The organism is Caulobacter sp. 1776 (assembly GCF_040545685.1).
In the GTDB taxonomy this organism is placed as follows: Bacteria; Pseudomonadota; Alphaproteobacteria; order Caulobacterales; family Caulobacteraceae; genus Caulobacter.
In genome coordinates this window covers 190,070-213,998 of record NZ_JBEPMI010000008.1, presented here as the reverse complement: position 1 = coordinate 213,998, position 23,929 = coordinate 190,070, and the positions used below count along the sequence as shown (strand labels likewise).

Here is a 23,929-nt window from a genome sequence, read left to right as displayed (position 1 = left end):
TCAGTATGAAGCGTTGGCTCGTCGTTCTGGGCGCGGCTCTGGTCGTGTTGGCGTCGGCGGCGGGGCGGCCAGCTGGAGCCTCGACCTCGGTCTTCGCGACGGCGCCCGACGATCCCACTGCCGTCGTGGTGAAGGGCATAGGCGACGGCCGCGCCGACGACAGCGGCGCGATCCAGGCCGCGATCGACGCCGCAGCGGCCAAGCCGGGCGGAGGTCTCGTCTTCCTACCCTCGGGGCGCTATCGGATCAGCAGGACGATCTTCCTGTGGCCCGGCGTCCGTGTGTTCGGTGTCGGGCCCAAACGGCCGTTGATCCTGCTGGGCGACGCCACGCCGGGCTTCCAGACGGGCCTGGCCAATATGCTGATCTTCGCCGGCGCCAAGCCCGATCCGGCGCGACGGATCGCCTTCCCGCCGCCGGGGAGCGTGCCGTTCAACAAGGACATCGCCGACGGCAATCCGGCCACCTTCTACTCGGCGATGAACAATATCGACTTCAGGATCGGCAAGGGCAATCCGGCGGCGACGGCGATCCGCTTCCACGCCGCCCAGCACGCCTATCTCAGCCACATGGACTTCGACATCGGCTCGGGCCTGGCGGGCCTGTACCACGTCGCCAACGAGGCCGAGGACCTGCATTTCAAGGGCGGTCGCTACGGCATCCTGGCCGAGAAGCCGTCGCCGGCCTGGGGCTTCGTGCTGCTGGACTCGACCTTCGAGGGGCAGCGCGACGCGGCGATCCGCGAGCATGAGGCCGGCCTGACCCTGGTCAATGTCGCCCTGCGCGACACGCCGGTCGGGATCGAGATCGACCGCGGCTACGGCGACTGGCTGTGGGGCAAGGACGTCCGCTTCGAGAACGTCTCCAAGGCCGCCGTCGTCATCTCCAACGAGGCCAATGTCTACACCCAGGTCGGGTTCGAGAACGCGGTGGCGTTCAACACGCCGGTGTTCGCGCGCTTCCGCGACAGCGGCAAGACCGAGCCCGGCCGGGGCCGGACCTATCGCGTCTCGTCGTTCACCCGTGGCCTGACCCTGCCGGGCCTGGGCCAGATGGGCGCCTATAAGACCGAGATGAAGGCCGAGGTCATCCCCCGCCTGCCGGCCCCGTGTCCGCCGGCGATCCGGGCCCTGCCAGCCGTCGCCGACTGGGTCAATGTGCGGACGCTGGGCGCCAAGGGCGACAACGCTACCGACGACACCGCCGCGATCCAGAAGGCGATCGACACCCATCGCGTGGTCTATTTCCCGGCCGGCTTCTATCAGGTCACCGACACGCTGCGGCTGCGGCCGGACACCGTGCTGATCGGCCTGCACCCCAGCCTGACCCAGATCGTGCTGCCCGACCGCACGCCTGCCTACCAGGGCGTCGGCGCGCCTAAGGCCCTGGTCGCCTCGGCCGACAAGGGCGACAACATCGTGTCGGGGATGGGCTTGCATACCGGCGGGATCAATCCGCGCGCCACGGCCCTGCTGTGGACGGCCGGGGCCAACTCCCTGGTCGACGACGTCAAGTTCCAGGGCGGGCACGGCACCAATCTCTACGACGGGACCCGGTTCTCGCCCTACAACGCCAACGCCACGGCCGACGCCGATCCGGCCAAGCGCTGGGCCGGCCAGTATCCCAGCCTGTGGGTGACGAACGGCGGCGGCGGCACGTTCGCCAACGTCTGGAGCCCCAGCACCTACGCCTATTCGGGCCTCTACGTGTCGGACACCGATACGCCCGGCCACGTCTATCAGGCCTCGGTCGAGCATCACGTGCGCACCGAGATCAGCCTGAACCGGGTCGCCAACTGGGAGTTCTTGGCGCCGCAGACCGAGGAGGAGGCTGGCGAGGGCGAGGACACCGTCTCGCTGGAGATCCGCGATTCCCACGACATCCTGGTCGCCAACTATCATGGCTATCGCGTCACCCGAACGCGCAGGCCGGCGGCCGCGGCGGTCAAGATCTACAACTCGCGGGACATCCGGTTCCGCAACGTGGCGGTCAACGGCGAGAGCGGCTACGGCGGTTGCGACGAGAACGGCTGCGCGACCTTCACGCGCCTGACCAAGTACCCGTTCGAGAACGCGATCCAGGACGTCACCAGCGGGCTCGAGGCGCGCGAGCGCCAGTTCGCGGCGCTGGACCTGGTCGCCAGTCCTGCGCCGGTGATCCCGTCGGTCTTCCCCGCCGGCGCGCGGGTCGAAAAGCTCGCCGACGGCTTCTATTCGCTGGGCGGCGGCGCGGTGGACCAGGCCGGGACGCTGTATTTCACCGACCGCCGCCATCAGCGCATCTACAGCTGGTCGCAGGCGCGCAAGCTGTCGATCGTGCGCGACAACACGCTGGACCCGGTCAACCTGGCCGTCGACGCCTCGGGCGACCTGCTGGTGCTGTCGTCGGACGGCCGCAACGGCTCGGTCTACAGCTTCAAACCGGGCCGTCCCGACACCGAGGTCAAGGTGATCGCCGCGACCGAGGCGGTCGACCATCCGGCCGCGGCGACGGTGACGCCGGTCAACTGGTGGAACACCGGCGAGTTCGAGGATCAGCTCGACCTCAAGACCTATGAGTTCACTACCCTGGCCGAGCGGTTCGTCCGTGACATGGCCTTGCCGAAGCCCCGGGAATATGTGTCGCCCGATGGCAGCCTGGTCTTGCCGGCCTATCGCGTCTTCCAGAACGGCCCGCCGGACCACCGAGGGCTTCGCTTTTCCGACTCCCTCGACACCTACGGCTTTGTCGCCGCCAGGCCCGGTCAGCGGGTCTTCATCGCCAACAGCTCCGAGAACAAGACCTACAGCGGTCTGATCGGAAGCCGAGGCGCGATCACCGACTTGAAGCCGTTCGCCGACCGAGGGGGCGAGAGCGTCGCGACGGACGGGGAAGGGCGGGTCTACGTCGCCAACGGCCAGGTGTTCGTCTATGGCCCGGACGGCCAGGAACTGGGGCGCGTGGACATTCCCGAACGCCCGCTGCAGCTGGTCTTTGGCGGCCCCGACAAGCGGACCCTGTTCGTACTGACGCACCATGCGCTGTACGCGGTGCGCGCCAAGTAGCCTCACAGCAAGAGACGCGCCGGCGGGGGCTACGACCATGGTCGTATAGTTAGCGCTCCCATCGTCTGACAAATTCCAGAGAGGTCACTGAAGGTGGTCCAATGAAAAACTGGGAGGGTTGCAGGATGAGTGCTGTCGGTAGCACGCGCGGGGGTTCGTCCTTCTTGAACGCTTTGCTCGCCACGAGCGCGTTCGTAACGATTTTCGCGGCCGGGGCGGCCAGCGCTCAGCAAGCGCCGGCGCCGGCGGCGTCGGACAATAGCAGCGTGGTCACGGAGATCGTGGTCACGGGCACACGGATCCGGTCCACCGGCTTCACCGCCCCGACGCCGACGCAGGTCCTGGGCCAGGCGGAGCTCGAGCGGGCCGCCCAGCCCAACATCTTCACCGCCATCACCCAGCTGCCGTCACTGCAGGGGTCGAGCGGCGCGACCACGGGCACGTTCAGCACCTCGAGCGGCCAGCAGGGCCTCAGCTCGTTCTCGCTGCGGGGCCTGGGCACCATTCGCACCCTGACCCTGCTGGACGGCCAGCGGGTCGTGCCCGCCAACGTCACCGGCGTTCCCGACATCAGCCTCTTCCCCCAACTCCTGGTCGAGCGCGTGGACGTGGTGACCGGCGGCGCCTCGGCCTCCTACGGCTCGGATGCGGTCGGCGGCGTGGTGAACTTCATCACCAACAAGAAGTTCGTGGGCCTCAAGGCCAACGTGATGACCGGCGTCACGACCTATGGCGACAACCACCAGTGGCTGGCCCAGGTCGCGGCTGGCAAGAACTTCATGGACGACCGCCTGCACGTGCAGGTCAGCGGCGAATACGACTGGGAAGAGGGCGTTCCGGCTGGCGGCTTCGGCGAAGACGCGCCAGGCAGCCGCGACTGGTACACGACCGCCACGCTCGTCAACCGCGGGATCACCAACGACGGCTCGCCGCAGTACCTCTATCGCGAGCACGCCCAGGCCTATCAGTACACTAAGTACGGCCTGATCAGCGCGGGCCCGCTGCAAGGTACGGCCTTCGACCAGGCCGGCAATCCATTCACGTTCCAGTACGGCGGCGGCACGCCGACCAAGGCCGCCAACGGCGCGGTCACCGGCTGTTATTCGAATGGCGGCTTCTGCGTCGGCGGCGACCTGTCGGGCAATGTCGGCGTCGGCACGTCGTTGCAGTCGCGCATCAAGCGGATGAACGCCTATACGCGCGTCGGCTACGACATTAACGACAACAACGAAATCTACGGCACCTTCAACGCCGCCCGCGTGGAAAGCAGCAACCAGCCCAATCCGGGCGCGGCCACCACCGGCCTGACGATGTCGTGCTCGAATCCCTACCTGCCGGCGTCGATCGTGGCGGCCTGCGCGGCCAACGGCATCACCACCTTCACCTTCGGCACGAGCAACGCGCTTCTGCCCCGCAACATCAGCGTTCATCCGACGCGGACCCAGTTCCGCGGGGTGATCGGCGCCGACGGCAAGTTCAACGCCCTAGGCAAGGAATGGCGCTACGACGCCTATTACACCCACGGGCAGAACACGACGAACATCCACGTTCGCGATATCCTGCTGACGCCCCGCTATCGGGCGGCCGTCCAGGCGACGACGGTGAACGGCCAGATCGTCTGCGCCGATCCCATAGCGCGCGCCAACGGCTGCGTGCCGATCAATATCTTCGGCGGGCAGCGGCCCAGCGAGGCCGCTTTGGCCTACATCGCGCCCAAGAACGGCCCTTACCAGCACTCGGTGCAGAAGCAGGACGTCGCCAGCATCAACTTCAGCGGCGAGCCCTTCTCGCTGTGGGCTGGCCCCGTGTCCCTGGCGTTCGGCGGCGAGTGGCGCAAGGAGCAATACCACGTCCAAGGCGACCCCTACGGCGACGGCAATACGGACTCGCCCAACACCGCCGACTACCCGGCCGATCCGATCCTGAATGCGTCGGGCGCCAATTGGTTCGCGGGCAACTATCACTCCGGCGCCGGCAAGTACTCGGTGAAGGAAGCCTATGCCGAAGTGAACCTGCCGCTGTTCAATTCCGAGGCGGCGGGCAAGGCCAACCTCAACATGGCCGGCCGCTGGACCGACTACAGCACCTCGGGCACCGTCTACACCTGGAAGGTCGGCGCCACCTGGGACACGCCGATTGACGGCGTCCGCCTGCGGGCCGTCACGTCGCGTGACGTCCGCGCGCCGAACCTGTCCGAACTGTTCGCCGCCCCGGTGACGACCACGCTGCCGAACTTCACCGTTCCCTCGAACGGCTCGCCGCCAGCCGGCCAGCCCTCCAGCGGCTCGCTGACGGTTCTGCAGAATGTGGTGGGCAACCCGAATCTGAAGCCGGAAATCGCCAAGAACGTGACCATCGGCGCGGTGCTGTCGAACCCGCAATGGCTGCCGGGCTTCAGCGTTTCGGTCGACTGGTACAACATCGTCCTCAATGGCGGCATCTCCAGCCTGGGCGCTCAGCAGATCGTCAACTTCTGCTATGCGGGCCTCACCCAGTTCTGCGGCGGTTTCAATCTCAACCCGCCGTCGGCCTTCGTGAACTCTCAGACGTTTAACCTGGCGTCGATCAAGACCAGCGGCTTCGACATCGAGAGCAGCTACCGGTTCGAGTTGCCCGGCGTGCCCGGCCGCTTCGCGGTCCGGGGCCTGGCGACGAACACGCACAAATTCGTCACCAATCCCGGCATCCCTGGAGCGGTCGCCGTCGACTCGGCCGGCCAGAACTCCGGCGCCACGCCGGACTGGAAATTCCTGGCCATCCAGTCTTGGGACAACGACCGCTTCGCCCTCAGCGTCCAAGAGCGCTGGTTCAGCGACGGCAGATTTGGCGGAACGACCACCGAATACGTCGAGTGCAAGCCCGGCAGCTGCCCTATCTCGACGGGCAGCCGACCGACCATCGATTACAACCACATGAGCGGTGCGACCTACGTCGACGTCAGCGCTTCGTACAAGTTCGGCAACGGCCTGCAGCTCTACGGCAAGGTCGACAACCTGCTGAACCGCGATCCGACCCCGTCGCCCCAGACCAACACTGGCCTGGACGCCAACCCGGCGCTCTATGACCTGCTGGGCCGCTTCTACCACGTCGGCCTGCGCTACAGCTTCTAACTCGGAGCCGTCTACTCCACCTCCCCCCTGGACGGCGACGCCCGGGCCCGGATCGGCTTTCAGCCCTTCCGTGGCTCGGGCGATTTATTGAGCGGGGAGCGTGATCTCCTAGGCGGACCAAGGGCCCCATATCGACAGCACGCGATCAGCTTCGTCGCGATTGTCCGTGACGACGATCCGATAGCGCTCGCCGCCCGGCGCCACCCGTACCACAAGGTGGCCTTGTCGCGCGGCCAGCCGGTCGGTCAGCCATTTGTGAGCCAGTTCATTGGCCGCCGAGAGCCCGGCGGCGAAGACGTCGCGCGGACCAGGATAGAGACGGGTGCTGAGCATCCGCTCCAGGGCGTCCGTGCTGGGATGGGCCGCGTGCCAGCCCTGGATGATCCATGCCCGCGGTCTGAGCGCTCGCACGACGGCCGCGCCGGTGGCGTCGAACATGCCGTGATGGGCGGCCACCGCCACGTCCACCGGACCGGCGGCCTCCGCGGCGGGCGTTTCAACGTCGCGCCAGGGCAGGGCGCCGTAGAAGTCGTGGCTGGTCAGGTCGCCGGCCGCGAAATAGCCGAATGCGCCGTAGCGCAGGCGGATCGCGGTGGAGCAGGCGTTCTCATCGGGGAGATCGTCCTTGGCCAGGCTGGCGATCGGGGGAAACAGCCGGCGCGTCTCGGTCCCGCGTCCGGTCCAGACCTCGCCATTGGCTGCCAGGTTGCGGAGCTCGACGTCGGGAAGCGCGAACTGGTCGGCGGCGCCGACCCGAAATCGCTCGACCCCACCGCCGGCGCGGATCCGCTCACGCACGAAGGCGACGTAGTTGCGGGCGAAGGGCGCGTCCCAGGGCTTCGGATAGGCGTAGTCGGGATAGCCGCGATCGACCAGCAGGCCGATCGGCAGCGACGCGGCGACGTCGCTGACCCCGGTCAACCGATAGGCTCCGCTCGGCGCCGGCGGCGTGTCGGGTCCTACGTCGCCGATATGGTCGGGATGCAGGTGACTGACCAAAAAGGCGTCCAGCCGGGGCTCCGAGCGTGCGGCGGCCAGATGGCGGCGGGCATAGCGACCGATCCATTCTCCGGCCCGCCGCTCCGGGCCCGGGCGGATGTCCAGGCCGGCGGGCGGCGGCGTCGCCGAGGCGCCGGCGTCGATCATCAGGCTGGAGCCGTCCGGCCCGATGATCAGCGTCGAGTCGCCCCGACCCGTGGCGACGTGATGGATGTCGAGCCAACCGCGCCGCCAGGGACGAAGCGGCTGGCCGACCACGTCCTCGTCCGCGAGCGAACCAGCCGCGCCCAGCGCCGCGGCGCCGAGCAATAGGCCGCGCCGGGTGTACGCGATGGCCACGGCCTCAGAACTTCGCCGACAGCATGACGCCGACCGTACGGGGCTCGCCCAGATACTCGGCGAGCACGCCCTGGGTGGACGGCGTCAGCAGGTAGTCGACATCGCCCAGGTTCTTGGCCCAAGCCGTCAGCATCCAGCGCCCGTCGCGGCTCTCGTAACCGAGCGACAGATTGGTCAGGGCGTAGGACTCGATGTGCAGGTTCGGGTCTTTGGTCGCGCCGGTATAGTAGCCGTCGGTATAGGCCCAGTTCAGCGCGCCGGTGAGGTATCCGGCGCCGTTCAGCGGGATGCGGACGTCGGCGGCCAGGGCGCCCTTGTCGCGTGGCGACGAGCCCAGCGGGTTGCCGGTGTTCACCGCCCCGCCCGGAATGACGAAATTGTCGTAGACGGTGTCCAGCAGGCCGTAGTTGCCCATCAGGTTCAGCCAGGGCAGGGGGCGCCAGGTCACCTCCAGCTCCGCGCCCTCGACCGTGGCCTGGCCGGCGTTGGTGATGGTGAGAACCCGGGTCAGGTTGTTGAAGAACAGCTCCTGCTTGTCCTTGTAGTCCATGTGAAAAACCGAGGCGTTGACCCGCAGGGTGTCGGACAGCCACTGGGACTTCATGCCCAGTTCGTAGTTGGTGACGGTCTCGGGATCGAACGGTTGGGTCAGGGCCGTCAGCGTCGCCGCGTCGGTGTTGAAGCCGCCCGCCGTGTAGCCGCGCGTGACGCTGCCATAGAGCTTGAAGTCCTCGCGCGGCGTCCAGCTCAGGACGGCGCGGGGCGTGACCTCGCTCCAATCGGCCTTCAGTCCGTGGGCCGCGAAGCTGCCGGTGGCCGGGCGGACGAAGTCGGTGCGGACCAGCGAGGCGGTCTTCTCGTCGTGGGTGTAGCGGGCCCCGACCGTCAGGTCGAAGGCGGCCGGCAGGTGGACCGTGCCGTCGACAAAGGCGGCGTAGCTCCTGGTCTTCACCGCCTGGTCGGTCAGGACGTCGGAAGACGTCGCCCCGGTGACGGCCGCCAGGCCCCGCGTGCGCAGCTGGCGCTTGGCGTCCTCGTCGGCGACATAGAGGCCGGCCACCAGGTCGCCGCGCGACCATTTCGGGCTGGCCCAGCGGACCTCCTGCGAAAAGAGACCCACGTCGTCGACATCGCGGTTGACGCTCTGGGTGTTGGTCCCGGTCAGGAAGCGATAGCTGGCCCCGACCCCCGAATAGTCCTCGCCCGACTGCGACCAGCGATAGCCGGTGATGGCGGTGACCTGGCCGACCGGCGCGCTCCAGTAGATCCGGGCCGACGCGCCCCACTGATTGCGAGCGAAGTCCTGGGCGTAACCGAGTTCCGAGGTGCGCCGGTCGCCATCGGCGCCGGCGGCCTTGGACGACAGGGTGCGACCGCCGTTGTGATCCTCGGCGTAGTCCGCACCGAGCAGCACCTCGAGGCCGTCTTTGGCGCGCAGGCGGGCCTGGGCGCGGACGCTTCGGCTGTCGAGGTCATCCTGCTCGCGGCCGGTCAGGCGATCCTTGCCATAGCCGTCGTGCTGCTTGAGCGAGCCGGCGAAGCGCAGGGCCAGGGCGTCGCCTACGGGGATATCCACCCGACCATCGATCTGCTTCAGATCAAAATCGCCCCCGCCGATCCGGACCGAGCCCGACGCGTCGCCGAAGACCGGCTTGCCCGTGTCCAGCACGATGGCCCCGCCGGTGACGTTGCGGCCAAACAGGGTGCCCTGCGGGCCCTTCAGCACCTGCACCGAGTTCAGGCCATAGAGCTCGAAGGTCGCGGCGCTGTTGCGAGGAATGAACAGGTCGTCGATGACCACGGCCACCGGCTTGTTGGCGCCGATCTGGGTGAAGGTGTTGGTCGCGCCGCGCACGGCGATGGTCGGGCTGCTCTGGCTGAACGCCGAGACCAGCAGACCCGGCGTCAGGCGCGAGATGTCGCGCAGGCTCTCCAGGCGATAGGTCTCGACCGCACGGCCGGAAAAGGCGGTCAGCGAGATCGGCACGCCTTGCGCGGCCTCCTCGCGCTTCTGGGCGGTGACGATGATGGTGTCGAGCGCGGTGGGCTCGATCTCGACGGTCTCGCCCGCCTTGGTGGTCGCGCGACGCAGGACGATGACGCCGCCGCTGTCCGAGACAATTTCGAGACCCGTGCCCTCGATCAGTCTGCGCAGGGCGGCCCGCGCGTCCATCGCGCCTTTCAGCGCCTGGGTGCGCACGCCTTCCAGGCCGTCGGCCGGAGCCACGACCTGCAGGCCGGCCTGGCGGGCGAAGGCCGAGATCGCGGAGACCGCGCTCTGGGCGGGCACGTCGAACGCGCGTTGCTGGGCGGCCGCCGGCAAGGCGCAGGCCATCAAGGCCAGGGCCGCCGCGCCGCCGGCCAGGGTTCGCTTCAGCATCATGATGTCGCCCCGAATGTCGCCGGTCCCGCGCCGGCCTCATCGGGGTGGAGCCTCGATGACGAAACTCCCGCCATGCCCGCTCCGAAAAAAGTTCAACCGCGGCTCAGGCGCACGCCGTCGGTCTGCGGGGTCGCCGTCAGGCCCAGGCTGAGCGCCGCCGCCTTGGCGAAGCCGTCGGGGTCGCTAGCCGAGAACAGGCCCGTCATCTTCAGCTTCGCGACGGCGGGGTCATCGATGACGATGCGGCGGTCGGAGTAACGGGCGAACTCGCTCGCCGCCTGGCCCAGGGTCAGGCCGTCCAGGTCGAGCTGGCCCTGGCGCCAGGCCATGGCCCGATCGACGGCCGCCGCGCCGACCGTGGCGGGCGTCAAGGCGCCGGCGGCGGCGACCTGGATCGCGCGTTCGGCCGCCAGGCGCACGGGCTTGCCCTCCGCTCCCCGCCAGACCTCCACCACGCCCTCGCGCACGATCACCCCGACCTGGCCGTCGGCATGGGCTCGCACGGTGAAGCTGGTTCCCACGGCCCGCACCCGCACGTCGCCAGCCACCACCACGAAGGGCCGAGCGGGGTCCTTGGCGACATCGAACAAGGCCTCGCCGCGCAGCAGGTCGACGCGCCGCATCTTGCCGTCGAAGGCCGCGCGGATAGCGGTGTCGGTGTTCAGGGTCACGGCCGAGCCGTCGGCCAGCGGAGCGCGGCGGATGTCGCCCTTGGCGGTGGTGATCCGGCCCTTGAAGCTCATCGCGCCATAGCCGATCGCGCCCACCACCGAGGCGGCGGCCAGAGCCCCGCCCGTGGCGAGCAGGCGGCGGCGCTCCGTGGCTTTGGCCGCGGCGCGCGCGACGGGGTGAGCGGCGGGCGTGAAGTCGGCGCCCAGGCCCCGGGCGCGGTCGAGGTGGACGCTGACGGCCAGGGCCTTGGCGTAGGCGCCGGCCCGGCGCGGATCTTCCGCCGCCCAGGCCTCGAGGGCAGCCTGGTCCTCGTCCGACAGCGGCCCTCGATCGGCGCGCGCGGCCCAGGCGGCCGCGGCGGCGTCAATGTCGGCGCTGCTTTCTCGGATCGTGGTCAACTTCACTCGGGTCCAGGGCGATACGGTCCTTAGATGCCTGGAAGCGTTCGTTTCCGCCACGTCCCAGTGCGTCCATCAGCCTGCCGATGCCTTTTCCGACATGCTTCTCGACCGTGTTTTCCGAAACGCCCATGCGCTGAGCGACCTCGCGCTGCGACAGACCCAGAACCTTGCGCAGGGTGAAGGCCTCGCGACATTTGGTCGGAAGGCCGGCGATCAGGGCGGCGATGCGGGTCAGGTCCTGCCGATCGGCCGCCACGGTTTCGGGCGAGGGGGCCTCGCAAGGCGGCTCGAGGCTCTCGGCCTCGGCCAAGGTTTCGAAGGCGACGATGCGGCTACGGCGCAGGGCGCGCAGCACGAGCGACTTGGCGACCTCGAACATGTAGGTGCGCGGGGTCTGGATATGGTCCACCCGCTCCAGGGCGGCGAGGATCGCATAGGTCTCCTGGACGATGTCGTCGACCTCCAGCCCGGCCAGCGGGCGGCGGGCCAACCAGGCGCGCAGAGCCGGCTCGTGCGGCAACGCGTTGCGCGCCAGCCAGATCGCCCGCTCGTGGGTGGCTAAGGTCATGGGCCGAGTTTGCTACCAGTCCTTTGTGACAGCTAGTGGCAGGCAAGACGCCAGAGCCGCTCGGCGGCGGTTCGCCGCCAAATGGCGCACCGAGGGCTCATTCGAAGCGGGCGCCGGACCTCGCGGCGCCCTGACATGCGCGGTTCGACTATCCCTTGCAGTCCGACTTGCCGACGTTTTGCCACTTGCGGAAGCCCTTGCCGGTCTTGGCCTGCAGGTTGTCGCCGCTACGACGCAGCTCGATGTCGCCGGAGCGGCCCGTCTGGACGTCGCAGCGTCCGGCGAACACCCGCTCGACACACGTCGCGCGGGCCGCGTAGCCCAGCTCCTCCCAGGCGCCGTTGGCGAAACGGCGACAGACCACGTAGTCGGCGGGAAGCTTCTCGGGCTCGGGGGCCGGAGCGGCGACGACCGGCGCCGCGGCATTGGCGGCGGCTTCGGCGGCGGCGGCCTTCTGCGCGGCTTCGGCCTGCTTCTGGGCGCGAAGCGCGGCGGGGTCCAAGCCAGGGAGGTCGGGCTGGTCCGGCTGATCGTTGGCCAGTTGGAACCAGGCCATCTGCATCGTCCAGCCTTTGGACTTGGCAAGCTGGCTCAGGCGCTGGGCGAAATCTCGTGGCGGCTTAGCGGCAGCGCCGGGGCGCAGGCCGAGATCGAATGGGCCGGAGCCCTCGACCATCAGAAGTCCCGCCAAGCCCGGTTCGCTCAAGCACATCGAGACGCGATGGCGACCATTGCCCAGGTCCTGATACAGATTGGGATTGCGGGCGGCGAGCCTGTCCAGCTGCTCGCGGCTGGCGGCGAATTGCTCCAGGCGCCCCGAAGGTTGGACAGCGACCAGGCTGTAGTTTTTCGACGGATCGGGAGCGATGTTGATGACCGGCTGCGCCCACAGACCCTTGGGACAGCCTTGTATGCCGCGATCGATCTCGAAGCGCGTCTGAAGGGCGACGACGGTCGGCGTGGCGACGGCCTTCGGGTCGCGCGCGCCGCGAACCGCGTCGAGCATCGGGCAAGCGGCTTGGTCGGCCGCCAGAACGCCGGTGGAATCGATCTGCAGGCCCGCCGAGCCCGCTTGACGGGCGGCCGAGGCCACAGCGCGATTTACGGCGGCCGGATCGCCCGCCGCGCCGGAGACCTGGATGCTGGTCGAGCCGTCGCCAGCCTGGCCGTGCCCGACCGTCAGCCACGAACAGGGAATGCTCGGGAGGGCGGTCGCGATGGCTTGCTCGGCGTGGACGACGTCCGGAGAGGCAGGCGGGGCCTGGGCCGCTGGACTGGTCTGGGCGGGCAGCCGTCCCTTGTTCTGGGACGTCAGGATGGTGACGCCGATCCCCGCGACAACCACGGCCGCCACGGCGCCGACCGCGATCAGCTTGCCGTTCGGTCGAGCGCGCGCGCGGGGAGGTTCCTGCGGTGGCGGGGGCGTCTCGGCGTCGTTCGAACCCGCGCCATAAGCGAAGTCCATCGCGGGCGGGGCGGGCGAGACGGCGTCCTCGTCGTCCTCGAAGGTCGCCGAAGGCTCGAGCAAGGCCTTTTCGTCGAGCGAGACGTCGTCGGCACGGCCGATCGCGGGCGCGGCGTCCTCATCCTCGATCGCGGGTTCGGGATCAACGTCAGCCGCGGGCGAGAAGACGGTGGGCTCAGGAAGCGAGGCCTCTTCCTGTGTGACGAGGAGAGGCGGCTCCGCTGCGACGGGTGGGACGATGTCCTTCGGTTCTGAAACCGGAGACGGCGCGAAGACCGTACGGCTCTGCGGAAGCTCCTCCGGTGTGTCTTCCGGCGGTTCGGGGCTGGCGGCGATCGGCGGCGTGGTCTCGGCGCGCGGTTCGGCGCTGAGCCACGATGGCGGCTCAGAGCCAAAATGCACGACCGTCCGCTCGCCGTCGGCCGCCAGATCCGACGCCAGCGCGTCGTGGGCGGGGACCCAGGACGGCGTCGGAGTCACCGAGGGTTCGTTCGACAGGTCCAGGGCGTCGAGGGCCGTGATCAACGCCGCCATGGTCTGGGGACGGTCGCGGGGATCGGGGCTCAACATCCGCGCGAACAACGGTTGCAAGACCGCCGGCACGGCGTCGATGTCGGGGCCCGCCCGGCGACGATCAATCGCGTCGACCAGGGTCGCGCCCATGTCCGGCGCCTTGCCGCCGGCCAGGGCCAGGGCTACCAGGCCAAGGCTGTAGACGTCGGTCCAGGGTCCTATGCGGCGTCCGAAGTCTCCGAACTGCTCGGGGGCGACGTAGCCCAGCTTACCCGCGAAACCGTCGCCGACCACGGTCTGGGCGCCGATCTCCATGCTCTTGGCGATGCCGAAGTCGATGATCTTGGCGCGGTTGAGCACGCCGTCGGGCAGCAGGATGTTTTCCGGAGAGATGTCGCGATGGATGGCGCCATGGCTGTGGGCCGCCTCGAGGCCCTCGGCCAGGCGTCGTGTCAAGCGCACCAGTTCCGCCGTGGCGGGCGGCGGGCCCTTGCCGATCAGCTGGGTGAGCGGCGCGCCGTCGATATAGTCGGTGACGATGTAGAGCAGGTCCTTGCGCGGCTCGCGGGCCAGCACGCGGTACTGGACCAGCGCCGGGTGCGCCAGGCTGATGAGGGTCTTGGCCTCCTTGCGAAACAGGGCCTGGACCTTCGGGTCGGCGGCCAGGTGGGGCAGGATGACCTTGATCGCCACGCGCTCGTCGGCGTTGACGTTGACGCCCTCATAGACCTCGCCCATGCCGCCGCGAGCAATGAAGCGCTTGACCTCGTAGATGCCGTTCAGGACGAAGCCGATCGGGAGAATGCCCTGTCGACCGGCCTTTCGGGAGCCGCGCTTGCCCGAGGACGGGCCCAGCGAGGACTGGGTGAAGCCGGTGGTCGAGGCCACGTCGTCAGCGGGGTCGTCGGACATGCTCAGGCCACGGCTTCCTGGATCACAGCGGCGTCGATCTGTGGTGACGCTTCCACCTGTTCGAACGCATAGGTGAAGGTTGAGTTCTCAACCGAGACGGTAATCTTCGCTATTTCTTCGCCGGCCATCTGCCGCTCGAGCAGGACGACCGACAATTCCGGCAACATGGTGTTGGTCAGGATGGCGTCGATCATGCGGCCGCCCGACGCCACCTCGGTGCAGCGCGACACGATCAGCGCCGTGACCGCCTGATCGTAGGCGAAGACAATACCATGGTTCTCGGCGATCCGCTTCTTGATGCGGTCCAGCTGCAGGCGGACGATGCCTTCCAGCATGGCCGGCGACAGCGGGTAGTAGGGCAGCACGATCAGGCGGCCCAGCAGGGCCGGTGGAAAGACCTTCAGCAACTCAGGCCGCAGGGCCTGGGCCAGGGGCTCGGCCTCGGGCTTCATCTCCTCGTCCTCGGACAGCGAGGCGATCAGGTCGGAGCCGACATTGGAGGTCAGCAGGATCAGGGTGTTCTTGAAGTCGATGTGACGGCCCTCGGAGTCGTCCATGTAGCCCTTGTCGAAGACCTGGAAGAACATCTCGTGGACGTCCGGGTGGGCCTTCTCGACCTCGTCCAGCAGCACCACGGAGTAGGGGCGCCGGCGCACGGCCTCGGTCAGGACCCCGCCTTGCCCGTAGCCGACATAGCCGGCCGGGGCGCCCTTCAGGGTCGAGACGGTGTGGGCCTCCTGGAACTCGCTCATGTTGATGACGATCAGGCTGTCGTCGCCCGAATAGAGCAGTTCCGAGAGGGCGTGCGCCGTCTCGGTCTTGCCGACGCCCGAGGGACCGGCCAGCATGAAGACGCCGACCGGCTTGTTGGGATTGTCCAGCTTGGCGCGGCTGGTCTGGATGCGCTTGGCGATGGCGTCCATCGCGTGGTCCTGACCGACCACGCGACGCTTGAGCTGGTCGGCCAGGGTCAGGACCGAGGCGATTTCGTCCTTGACCATCCGTCCGACCGGGATGCCGGTCCAATCGCCAACCACGGCGGCGACGGCGTCGGCGTCGACCTCGGCGAAGACCATCGGGTTGTCGCGCTGGACGGCGGCGACCGCGCGCAGGGCCGAGTCCAGCGCCGCCTTGCGGTCGACGAGGTCGGGCGCGCCGGCCGCCTTGGCCTCGGCCAGCGCCTGGCGAGCTTCCTTGAGCCTGGCGATAGCGTCCTTCTCGGCCGCCCATTGGGTCTCGATCAGATCGAGCTCCGACTGGGCCGCGGCGATCTCTTCCCGCAGCCGATCGACGCGGCCGCCGTTCGTATAGTGGCCCTCGGCCTCGCGGGTGGCGATCTCCAACTCGACGTTTAGCAGCTCGACACGCCGCCGACGGTTCTCGACGGCGGCGGGCGTCGCGTGCTGCGAGACGGCGACGCGCGCGCCGGCGGTGTCGAGCAGGCTGACGGCCTTGTCGGGCAGTTGACGGGCCGGGACATAGCGCTGGGAAAGCTTGACCGCCGCCTCGACGGCTTCGTCCAGGATGATGACCTGGTGGTGCTTTTCCATGGCCGGCGCGACCGAGCGCAGCATCGAGACGGCGACATCCGTCTCGGGCTCGCCGACCTGGACGGTCTGGAAGCGGCGGGTCAGCGCGGGGTCCTTCTCAATATATTGGCGGTACTCCGACCACGTGGTGGCGGCGATCGTGCGCAGACGTCCGCGCGCCAGGGCGGGCTTCAGCAGATTGGCCGCGTCGCCCGAGCCGGCCTGGCCGCCGGCTCCGATCAGGGTGTGAGCTTCATCGATGAACAGGATGATCGGCCTGGGCGAGGACTCCACCTCGTCGATCACCTGGCGCAGGCGCTTTTCGAACTCGCCCTTCACCCCCGCGCCGGCCTGCAGCAGGCCGATGTCCAACGCGCGCAGGGTCACGTCCTTCAGCGCCGGCGGCACGTCGCCATCGACGATGCGGCGCGCCAGACCCTCGACCGCCGCCGTCTTGCCGACGCCGGCCTCGCCCGTGAGGATCGGGTTGTTCTGGCGGCGGCGCAGCAGGATGTCGATGACCTGGCGGATCTCGGCGTCGCGGCCAACGATGGCGTCGATCTCGCCCGAACGGGCCTTGGCGGTGAGGTCGACCGAATATTTGGCCAGGGTCTCGCCGCCGGCGGCGAACGGATCGGCGGAACTTCCGGCGCTTTCGGCCGCGGCTTCCGCGATCGGCGCGCCGCCGATCTCGGCCGAGCCGGCCACGATCTGATCGAAGCCGTCGGCCAGGGCGTCGGCGGCGATCTTGCGGAACTCCGACGAGATCGAGAACAGCGCGTTGCGCAGGGTCGGAGTCTTCAGCATGCCGAACATCAAGTGCCCGGTGCGAACCTTGCCGGCCTGGAACATCAGCGAGGCGTAGAGCCAACCCTTCTCGATGGCCTCCTCGATCTGCGGCGAGAAGTCGGAGATCGCCGTGGCGCCGCGGGGAAGGGCGTCCAGGGCGGCGACCACGTCGCGGACCAGCTTGACTTCGTCCAGACCGAAGCGGGCGCGGATCACGCCGACGTCATTGCGCGGATCCTGCAGCAGGATGTGGATCCAATGCGCCAGCTCGACATACGGATTGCCCCGGAGTTTGCAGAAACCGGTGGCCGTCTCGATGCTCTTGAGACCGGTGGGGCTGAGGCGACCGAACAGTGCGGAGCGGTTGATCTCGGTCATGCGGCGCCTCTTCTCACGGTCGTACTCTTGGTGGCGTTTCGAGCGATGCGGCGGGCGCTGGGCCCCAGGCGGGTCTCTGCGCGGGGGCCGCAGCCGAGCGGCGGGTTCATCCAGCTGGTCCAGCCCAGGCGGGCGCGGCCGTCCAGGGTGGTGGGACGCATCGCGGCTTCGCTGACCTCGACCTCCAGGTCCCATTCCAGGTGAGAGGGGGCGAACGAGTCCAGCGCCTCGGCCACGACCGCGAAGCGCGGGCCGCCGGGCATCAGATCCTCGTAGGCGCGATAGGTGTCGACGTGGACGGCGATGCGGTAGGCGTCGCTGACGGTGCTGACCCGGCGGCCGCAGACCGCGTCTCCGCCCAGCTGGCTGAAAGCGCCGCCAAGGCGCGTCTGGTCGGCGGGCTCGATGTCGCGCCAGCGCGGTTGATACTCGATCAGGCGAACCGGCGAGCCCACCAGATCGGCGACCGCATCCTCGATCCCCGCCGCGCTGCGCCGCGAAGCGTAGAGGCCCGCGTAGTAAAGGCGCGCGCGGGCCGGGAACGCCGCGTCTTCGCGTACGCCGTCGGCGGCGCCGGTCAAGGCGGCGAGATACGAGGCGAAGCGGTCGTCGCGCGGCCGGTCGGCATTGGCGGCCGGGTTGGACTCGGCCCAGGCGCGGTAGAAGAACTGCAGCATGCGCCCCGCCAGCACGTCGAGGAACCGGCCGAACGGGTGCTTCTTGGCGTAGCGGCGCTCGTAGTGCGCGAACTCGGTCATGTGCAGAGGCAGGGGCCCCATCGGCCCGGTCAGGCCGAGCCAGTAGCCCTGGACCCGGGCGCGGCCGCCATTGACCGTGATGCTGTCCAGCGTCGACCCTGGGAAACCCAGGGCCGGGGTCTGGGCCAGGTCGACCAGGTTCTGCGCGGGCAGGCGGGCGTCGCCGATGCGGGGCAGGTCGGCGGCGCGCGCCTCCGCCGCGCGCAGCAGCCCGAACAGGCCGAACCGCCGCGCCTGCTCCGCCGCCCGGCGAAGAAAGTCTAGATGTTGCGACGTTCGCCCATTCTCGGGGGCCATTGCGCGAAGGTTCCTTCCTGGGGACTGTCGAAGACGCTTTCGGTGAATGCGTTGACGGTGGCGAATTCGCCGAGAAAGCGCTCCAGCACCGCCGAGAACAGGAACATCCGGCCGTTCTCGAACGGGGCGTCGTCCAGCTTCACGCGCAGGCGCTGGCCGCGGGCGAAGGCGCCGCGACCGGCGCCGGGCGCCCGGCGGGTCACCGGCTCGGAGCGGATCGCCAGCACGCCGTCGATCTGGCGACGCAGGTGCGGATCGTCGGTGCGGCCGTACAGCGCCAGGTGGTCGCGCAACACCGACGGATCGTCGTCGTTGTCGAGCGCGAACGCGGCGTAGTTCGGGGTCAGATGGCCGATGACCCGCCAGGCCCCGTCGCTGATGCCCATGGGCGGGCGCGGCTTGGTCGGCGCGCGGACGATCGTCGCGGCCTTGACCGGCACGCCGCTGATCCGAAAGTCGGTGGTCCCGCCGACCCGCAGATTCTCGGCCAGCTCGCGATTGGTGACCAGAGCCCGGACGCCCAGTTCATAGATGCTTTCCAGCCGCTTGGGCTCACCGGGGGCGACCAGGCTGATCCAGGTCTCGGTGCCCAGATAGTCGGCCCGGCGGCGCAGGCGCTGCTCCTTGGTCGACAGACGCCGGTGACGTAGGCGGGTGATGTAGAACAGCGCCTCGCTCCAGTCGTAGAGCAGGCTGCCGAAGGCGTGCAACGGCGCGACCGGGCGGGCGTCGCCGTTCTTCTGCGAATAGGCGGTGACGTCCAGGACGCGATAGATCTCGAAATCCAGTGGCCGGGTGCGGTCGGCGATCAGCTGATGCTCGTGATCGAACTCGTTGATCGCGACGCGATCGATCTGCTTCTCGAACAGATTGATGGCTGGGGTGGCGAAGAGGCGGAAGTTCGCGGGCGACACCGCTCCGGCCAGCGCGCTGGCCGCGCGATTGAACAGCAGCACCACCTCGCACTCGCCCTGACAGCCGGCGAACGCCTTGCCCAGCTCGCGCAGACGCACGAACAGGAAGCGCTCGGGGCAGGCGAAATATTCGGACAACACCCTATAGCCCCGGAACGAGCGCCGGCCGTTGGGCAGCAGGGCGCACTCCTCCTCGAAGCCATGCTGCTCGGCCAGCGGCAGCTTGACCCAGGCCGCTGCGCCGGCCGCGGAGTCCACCGAACGAGCGACGGTGGCGACGGCGTCGCCGATCAGCTGGCGATAGAGCTCGCCGGGCACGACCTCGGAGCCGTCGAGATAGATCGGCAGGGCGTCCGGCGCGAAGGCCGACAGCGGGACGCCGCCCAGGCCGGCGAACTTCAGGCGCAGGCCCGCCTCCGCGCGCACGCCCGCCGCGCCCGCATAGGGCGAGACGGCCGCGCGGGTCGGCAGATACTCCGCCTCGGTGATCCGCAGAGGCCATAGGGTGACGTCCTGACCAGTGCGAAAGGTCACCGGCGTCGAGGCGTCGTCGCGGCCCGTGGCCGACATCTCGGTCAGGCGCGGCACCTTGAAGCCCGCGGCGATGGCGTGATCACCCTCGCGCGGCTCCAGCGCCACGACGCACATCGACGGCGTCGGCGCCAGGTAGTGCGGCTGGATGGCGTTCAGTAGATGCTGGGTGAAGTCCGGGAACTGGTCCTGCAGCTTCAGCTTCACCCGGGCGCCGAGGAAGGCCACGCCCTCCAAGAGGCGCTCGACATAGGGGTCGGTGTCGGCCGGGGCGTTCAGGCCGAGGCGCCCGGCGACGGACTCATACTCCTCGCCAAACTCGCGCGCTGTCTCGCGAAGATAGAGCAGTTCCTCGTTATAGGCCCTGAGCAGCCGGGGATCCATGCGCTACTCCCGCAGGGTCGCCGAGCCGGTGTCGATCTCCACGTCCGTCTTGAACTCGACCGGCAGGGCCTTCACGGCGCTGGTGACGTCGGCGCGGATGACGAAGGTGACCGCGTTGGGCTTGGCGGCGGCGGTGGCGACCGTCACCTCCAGCCGGCGCGGCGCGATGCGCGGCTCGTAGCGGCGGATGCCTTCCTTGATCTCGCGGGCCCGGGCTTGGATCGCGCCGCGCTGCAGCAGCTTGCCCGCCATATCCGGCACGCCATAGTTCAGCACGGAGGTCGCCACCTCGGGATAGGCCTTCAGGTTCTGGACCGAACCCAGATGGGTGGTGTTGAGGATCCAGTTCAGTTCGCGCAGCACCGTGGCCCGCAGGGCGGACTCGTTGAAGCGCTCCAATTTCATGACCGGGTAGAGCCGCAGCGTCGACGCGCGGCTGACCTGGCCGGCCTCGATCTTGGGATCGTCGCGCAGGCCGTCGATGTCGAGGTCGGCGACCAACTTGTCGAACAGGGTGGGGTTGATCCGTGTCGCCATCACGCGAAGACCAGCCGACGCAGGGCCAGGACGCCGACCTCGTCGTCGCCGCCGAGCGACCAAAGCTTCTGGCCGACGGCCTGGGCGCCGAGCGGGGCGTCGCGCCAGTCGGTGGCGCGCGACAGCAGCAGATTGGCGTCCGCCTCGCGGGGCGTGCCGGGATAACGGGCCGGCAGCAGGGCGCCGACCGACTGACCGGTCTTGAACTCGATCTCGACGGGCAGCCACACGAGGTCGCGCAGATCTTCGGGGCCGTCGCTGGTGATCTTGGCGACGGCCTCGAACGGGATCAGGCCCCAACGGCCACGGACGAAGGCTTCGAACGACGGGCCGAAGCGCGGGTCGGCGTCGGCGATCCAGTCGAAGGGCTGGTCGTTGAAATGTCCGGGGGTGTCGGGCGCGGCGTCGAAGGCGCGATCGCGCGCGGCCCTTGCCTCGTCCTCGCGGCCCTGGATCGTGGCGCCCAGCGCGGTGGCCAGATCGCCCGTCCACGCCTCGCCGCTGACCAGCAGGGCGGGTGGGGCGCGGCCGGCGAAGGCCTCTTCGCGTTCGATCTCGGCCTTGATCGCCGTGTTGTAGGCGACCACCAGCATCTGGGCTTCGGGCGACAGCTGGGCCAGGGCCTTCAACTGGGCCAGGGCTTTGTCCCACTCGCCGAGCACGCAGAAGAACTGGAACAGGAACATGCGGGCCGGCTGATCGTCCGGCGCGCGCTTGACCCTTTCGACAAGGGCCTTGCGCGCGCCGTCCAGATCACCGGCGCGCAGCAGGTCATCGGCGTTCATCGTCATTGATTTCATGATCTCGCCGAGGACTGGCGCGAGCCGTTAGAATTTCACGTTGCCCGCGATATCCCACTTGAAGTCGCCGGTGCCGGCGGCCTTACCCGCCTGCGACTGCTCCTTGTACGAGACCTCGACCTTGGCGAAGTTCAGCGAGACGTTCTCGGTGAGACGGTCTTCGCCGCCGCTGCCGCCGGTCGAGACCGAAGTCACCAGGACGTCGGTCATGGTGATGGTGATATATTCCAGCGGCGTTTCGCCGGCCTTGCGCACCACCAGGGTGGCCTTGCTGATGTGCTTGCCGTTGGCCGCCGCCAGCATCAGCGGAGCCGAGGCGAGATCGACGTACTTCGTGAACGAGAGATCCTGGACATTGACCTTGCCGGCGCCGGCGCCGCCGCCGACGTGGGCGGTGCCCGAGTTCGTCATGCCCCAGCTCCAGGCCAGGACGTCGATCTCTCCTTTGTGGGTGCTGTCCTTGGACTCGCCACTGATGCCTTCAAGTTTCAGGAACATATCCACGGCCATAAGGCGCTCTCCTCACGAGAAATGATTACTGATGATTAGTTCGCGCTCTTGGGCAGGCGCGAAACCATGCTGAGCGACACGTCCATCCCCTCGAGTTGGTAGTGCGGCACCATGCGGAAGATGCCGCGGTAGTAGCCGGGGTTCTCGGGGTCGGGGATGACATCCACCGAGGCGGATTTCAGGGGCTTGCGAGCCTTGTCTTCTTCGGTCGAGAAGTCGGGCTGCATGTCCACGTACTGCATGATCCAGGACTGCAGGTCGCTGGTCAGGGCCGGGGCCTCGCGGCTGCTGCCGATCCAATCGCGCACCATGCATTTGAGGTAGTGGGCGAACCGGCAGCTGGCGAAGATGTAGGGCAGGCGGGCCGACAGATTGGCGCTGGCCGTGGCGTCCGCGTCCTCGTACGCCTTGGGAGCGTGCAGGGTCTGGGCGCCGATGAAGGTGGCCTGGTCGGTGTTCTTGCGATGCACCAGGGCCATCAGGCCAGCCTTGGAGAGCTCGGCCTCGCGCCGGTCCGAGATGGCGATCTCGGTTGGGCACTTGGCGTCCAGGGCGCCGTCGTCGGTCGGGAACATCGCCGTCGGCAGGTCTTCGACCGTGCCGCCCGACTCCACGCCCCGGATCCGCGTGCACCAGCCGTAGGTCTTGAAGGCCTCGGTGATCCGCACGCCCAGCGCATAGGATGCGTTCAGCCACAGATAGTTGTCGTGCTGGCCGCCGTCGGTGTCCTCCTCGAAGGCGAACTCCTCGACCGGCTCGCTGTTGGCGCCGTAGAGCGGCCGGCCCAGGAAGCGGGGCAGGGTCAGGGCCATGTAGCGACTGTCATTCGAGGCGCGGAACGAGCGCCAGGCCATGTAGTCGGTCGCGTCGAACTGCTTGGCGATGTCGCGCGGATTAGCCAGCTCCTGCCAGCTCTGCATGCCCAGCAGCTCGGAGTCCGCCGCCGCGATGAACGGGGCGTGGGCCGCCGCGCCAATCTTGGCCAGGCCTTTCATCACCTCGATGTCGGGGGCGGTGTGGTCGAAGGCGTAGTCGCAGATGAAAGCGCCATAGGGCTGGCCGCCCAGCTGGCCGAACTCCGCCTCGTAGATCTTCTTGAACAGGGGGCTCTGGTCCCAGGCCGCGTCGCGGAACTGCCGCAGCATCTTGCGGGTTTCGTCCTTCGACACGTTCAGCACGCGGACCTTCAGGTCCTTGCCTGTCGGGGTGTTGCCGACCAGGTACCACAGGCCGCGCCAGGCGGATTCCAACCTCTGGAATTCCGCGTGATGGATGATCTTGTTGACCTGCTCGGTCAGCTTGCGATCGATCGCGGCCTTCAGGGCGTCGACGGTCGAGAAGACGTCGGCGCCGATGACCTGAGTGTCTTCCAGCGCCTGCTGGGCGAGGGTTCGCACCGCCTCTTCGATCCGCGCCTGCTTGGCGTCGGTGTTCGGCTTGAACTCTCGCTGCAGCAGCGCGGCGAAGTCATCGGTCGTGACGGTCTCGTCGGCGACCGGGGCGACCGTTTGTTGAAGGGTCTCTGCCATCAAGGCCTCCCAGGACTACGCGTTGTTGTCGGTGGCATTGTCGGCGGCTGGCGGCTTGGCCGCGGCCAGGGCCTTCATCAGCTCCTGGTCCTTCAGGACCTTGTCGAGCAGATCCTGGGCGCCGTCCTTGCCGTCCATATAGAGCATCAGGTCGTTGAGCTGCTGGCGGGCCTCGAGAAGCTTGGCCAGGGCCGGAACGTTCTTGGCCACCTGGCCGGGCGAGAAGTCTTCCATCGACTTGAAGGTCAGATCGACGCCGATCTTGCCCTCTCCCGTCAGGGTGTTGTCGACCGTGAAGGCGGCGCGCGGCGCGATCGCCTCCATCTTCTGTTCGAAGTTGTCCATGTCGAATTCGACGAAGTCGCGCTTGTCCATCGGCTTTTTCTCGACGTTGGACTTGCCCGAAAGATCGGACATCACCCCGACCACGAACGGCAACTCAATCTTCTGGCGCGAGCCGAAGGTCTCGACTTCGTACTCGATATGGACACGAGGCGCGCGGTTTTCTTTGATAAACCGTTGCCCGCCTTTATTTGACGCCATGATTAGTCACCCGTAATTAGAGCT

At 68.3% G+C, this 23,929-nt stretch carries 15 protein-coding genes; 2 read left to right on the top strand and 13 right to left on the bottom strand.

The annotated features are described in order from the left end of the window. Positions 1-5 precede the first annotated feature (5 nt). Entirely contained in the window at positions 6-3,044 is a 3,039-nt protein-coding gene (locus ABIC66_RS21655; RefSeq protein ID WP_354073022.1) for a glycosyl hydrolase family 28-related protein, read from the top strand. Positions 3,045-3,169: 125 nt separating this feature from the next. After that, positions 3,170-6,154, top strand: coding sequence for a TonB-dependent receptor plug domain-containing protein (locus ABIC66_RS21650; protein WP_354073020.1), 2,985 nt, complete (start codon positions 3,170-3,172; stop codon positions 6,152-6,154). Positions 6,155-6,262: 108 nt separating this feature from the next. On the opposite strand, the gene ABIC66_RS21645 is transcribed toward ABIC66_RS21650, so the two are convergent. The 13 genes from ABIC66_RS21645 to tssB form a co-directional block, all read right to left on the bottom strand. Then, complete coding sequence (locus ABIC66_RS21645) at positions 6,263-7,492, bottom strand: ComEC/Rec2 family competence protein (RefSeq protein WP_354073019.1); 1,230 nt, start codon at positions 7,490-7,492, stop codon at positions 6,263-6,265. A gap of 4 nt (positions 7,493-7,496) precedes the next feature. Beyond that, positions 7,497-9,875, bottom strand: a complete 2,379-nt coding sequence (locus ABIC66_RS21640; RefSeq protein ID WP_354073018.1) for a TonB-dependent receptor — start codon at positions 9,873-9,875, stop codon at positions 7,497-7,499. 92 nt (positions 9,876-9,967) lie between these two features. Next, positions 9,968-10,945 carry a FecR family protein gene (locus ABIC66_RS21635; protein ID WP_354073016.1) on the bottom strand — a complete coding sequence of 326 codons (978 nt, stop codon included), beginning with the start codon at positions 10,943-10,945 and terminating at the stop codon, positions 9,968-9,970. Beyond that, complete coding sequence (locus ABIC66_RS21630; RefSeq protein ID WP_354073014.1) at positions 10,911-11,516, bottom strand: RNA polymerase sigma factor; 606 nt, start codon at positions 11,514-11,516, stop codon at positions 10,911-10,913. The genes ABIC66_RS21635 and ABIC66_RS21630 overlap by 35 nt, the downstream gene beginning before the upstream one ends. A gap of 148 nt (positions 11,517-11,664) precedes the next feature. Beyond that, positions 11,665-14,406, bottom strand: coding sequence for a serine/threonine-protein kinase (locus ABIC66_RS21625; RefSeq protein ID WP_354073012.1), 2,742 nt, complete (start codon positions 14,404-14,406; stop codon positions 11,665-11,667). A 2-nt stretch (positions 14,407-14,408) separates the two neighbouring features. Next, the gene (gene tssH / locus ABIC66_RS21620; protein WP_354073010.1) at positions 14,409-17,102 is read right to left on the bottom strand and encodes a type VI secretion system ATPase TssH; all 2,694 of its coding nucleotides are present in this window, start codon (positions 17,100-17,102) and stop codon (positions 14,409-14,411) included. Beyond that, positions 17,099-18,157, bottom strand: a complete 1,059-nt coding sequence (gene tssG, locus ABIC66_RS21615) for a type VI secretion system baseplate subunit TssG (RefSeq protein ID WP_354073008.1) — start codon at positions 18,155-18,157, stop codon at positions 17,099-17,101. The genes tssH and tssG overlap by 4 nt, the downstream gene beginning before the upstream one ends. Beyond that, positions 18,121-19,986 (bottom strand): type VI secretion system baseplate subunit TssF, encoded by a 1,866-nt coding sequence (gene tssF / locus ABIC66_RS21610; protein WP_354073006.1) that lies wholly within the window; start codon positions 19,984-19,986, stop codon positions 18,121-18,123. The genes tssG and tssF overlap by 37 nt, the downstream gene beginning before the upstream one ends. 3 nt (positions 19,987-19,989) lie before the next feature. After that, entirely contained in the window at positions 19,990-20,523 is a 534-nt protein-coding gene (gene tssE / locus ABIC66_RS21605) for a type VI secretion system baseplate subunit TssE (RefSeq protein ID WP_354073004.1), read from the bottom strand. Next, positions 20,523-21,308, bottom strand: a complete 786-nt coding sequence (locus ABIC66_RS21600; protein WP_354073002.1) for a type VI secretion system accessory protein TagJ — start codon at positions 21,306-21,308, stop codon at positions 20,523-20,525. Before ABIC66_RS21600 ends, tssE begins: the two co-directional genes overlap by 1 nt. A 42-nt stretch (positions 21,309-21,350) precedes the next feature. Next, on the bottom strand, positions 21,351-21,833 hold the full coding sequence (locus ABIC66_RS21595; RefSeq protein WP_354073001.1) for an Hcp family type VI secretion system effector: 483 nt from the start codon (positions 21,831-21,833) through the stop codon (positions 21,351-21,353). A gap of 35 nt (positions 21,834-21,868) precedes the next feature. Continuing rightward, positions 21,869-23,362, bottom strand: a complete 1,494-nt coding sequence (tssC, locus tag ABIC66_RS21590) for a type VI secretion system contractile sheath large subunit (RefSeq protein WP_354072999.1) — start codon at positions 23,360-23,362, stop codon at positions 21,869-21,871. Between the two features lie 15 nt (positions 23,363-23,377). Then, positions 23,378-23,905: a type VI secretion system contractile sheath small subunit gene (gene tssB, locus ABIC66_RS21585; protein ID WP_354072997.1), complete on the bottom strand. Its 528-nt coding sequence runs from the start codon at positions 23,903-23,905 to the stop codon at positions 23,378-23,380. Positions 23,906-23,929: the final 24 nt, after the last annotated feature.

Coding starts and splice junctions, on each gene's coding strand:
- ABIC66_RS21630 (WP_354073014.1), bottom strand. CDS start 11,516: ATGACCTTAGCCACCCACGAGCGGGCGATCTGGCTGGCGCGCAACGCG.
- tssB (WP_354072997.1), bottom strand. CDS start 23,905: ATGGCGTCAAATAAAGGCGGGCAACGGTTTATCAAAGAAAACCGCGCG.
- tssE (WP_354073004.1), bottom strand. CDS start 20,523: ATGGCGACACGGATCAACCCCACCCTGTTCGACAAGTTGGTCGCCGAC.
- ABIC66_RS21650 (WP_354073020.1), top strand. CDS start 3,170: ATGAGTGCTGTCGGTAGCACGCGCGGGGGTTCGTCCTTCTTGAACGCT.
- ABIC66_RS21625 (WP_354073012.1), bottom strand. CDS start 14,406: ATGTCCGACGACCCCGCTGACGACGTGGCCTCGACCACCGGCTTCACC.
- tssG (WP_354073008.1), bottom strand. CDS start 18,157: ATGGCCCCCGAGAATGGGCGAACGTCGCAACATCTAGACTTTCTTCGC.
- tssC (WP_354072999.1), bottom strand. CDS start 23,362: ATGGCAGAGACCCTTCAACAAACGGTCGCCCCGGTCGCCGACGAGACC.
- ABIC66_RS21640 (WP_354073018.1), bottom strand. CDS start 9,875: ATGATGCTGAAGCGAACCCTGGCCGGCGGCGCGGCGGCCCTGGCCTTG.
- ABIC66_RS21655 (WP_354073022.1), top strand. CDS start 6: ATGAAGCGTTGGCTCGTCGTTCTGGGCGCGGCTCTGGTCGTGTTGGCG.
- tssF (WP_354073006.1), bottom strand. CDS start 19,986: ATGGATCCCCGGCTGCTCAGGGCCTATAACGAGGAACTGCTCTATCTT.
- ABIC66_RS21600 (WP_354073002.1), bottom strand. CDS start 21,308: ATGAACGCCGATGACCTGCTGCGCGCCGGTGATCTGGACGGCGCGCGC.
- tssH (WP_354073010.1), bottom strand. CDS start 17,102: ATGACCGAGATCAACCGCTCCGCACTGTTCGGTCGCCTCAGCCCCACC.
- ABIC66_RS21595 (WP_354073001.1), bottom strand. CDS start 21,833: ATGGCCGTGGATATGTTCCTGAAACTTGAAGGCATCAGTGGCGAGTCC.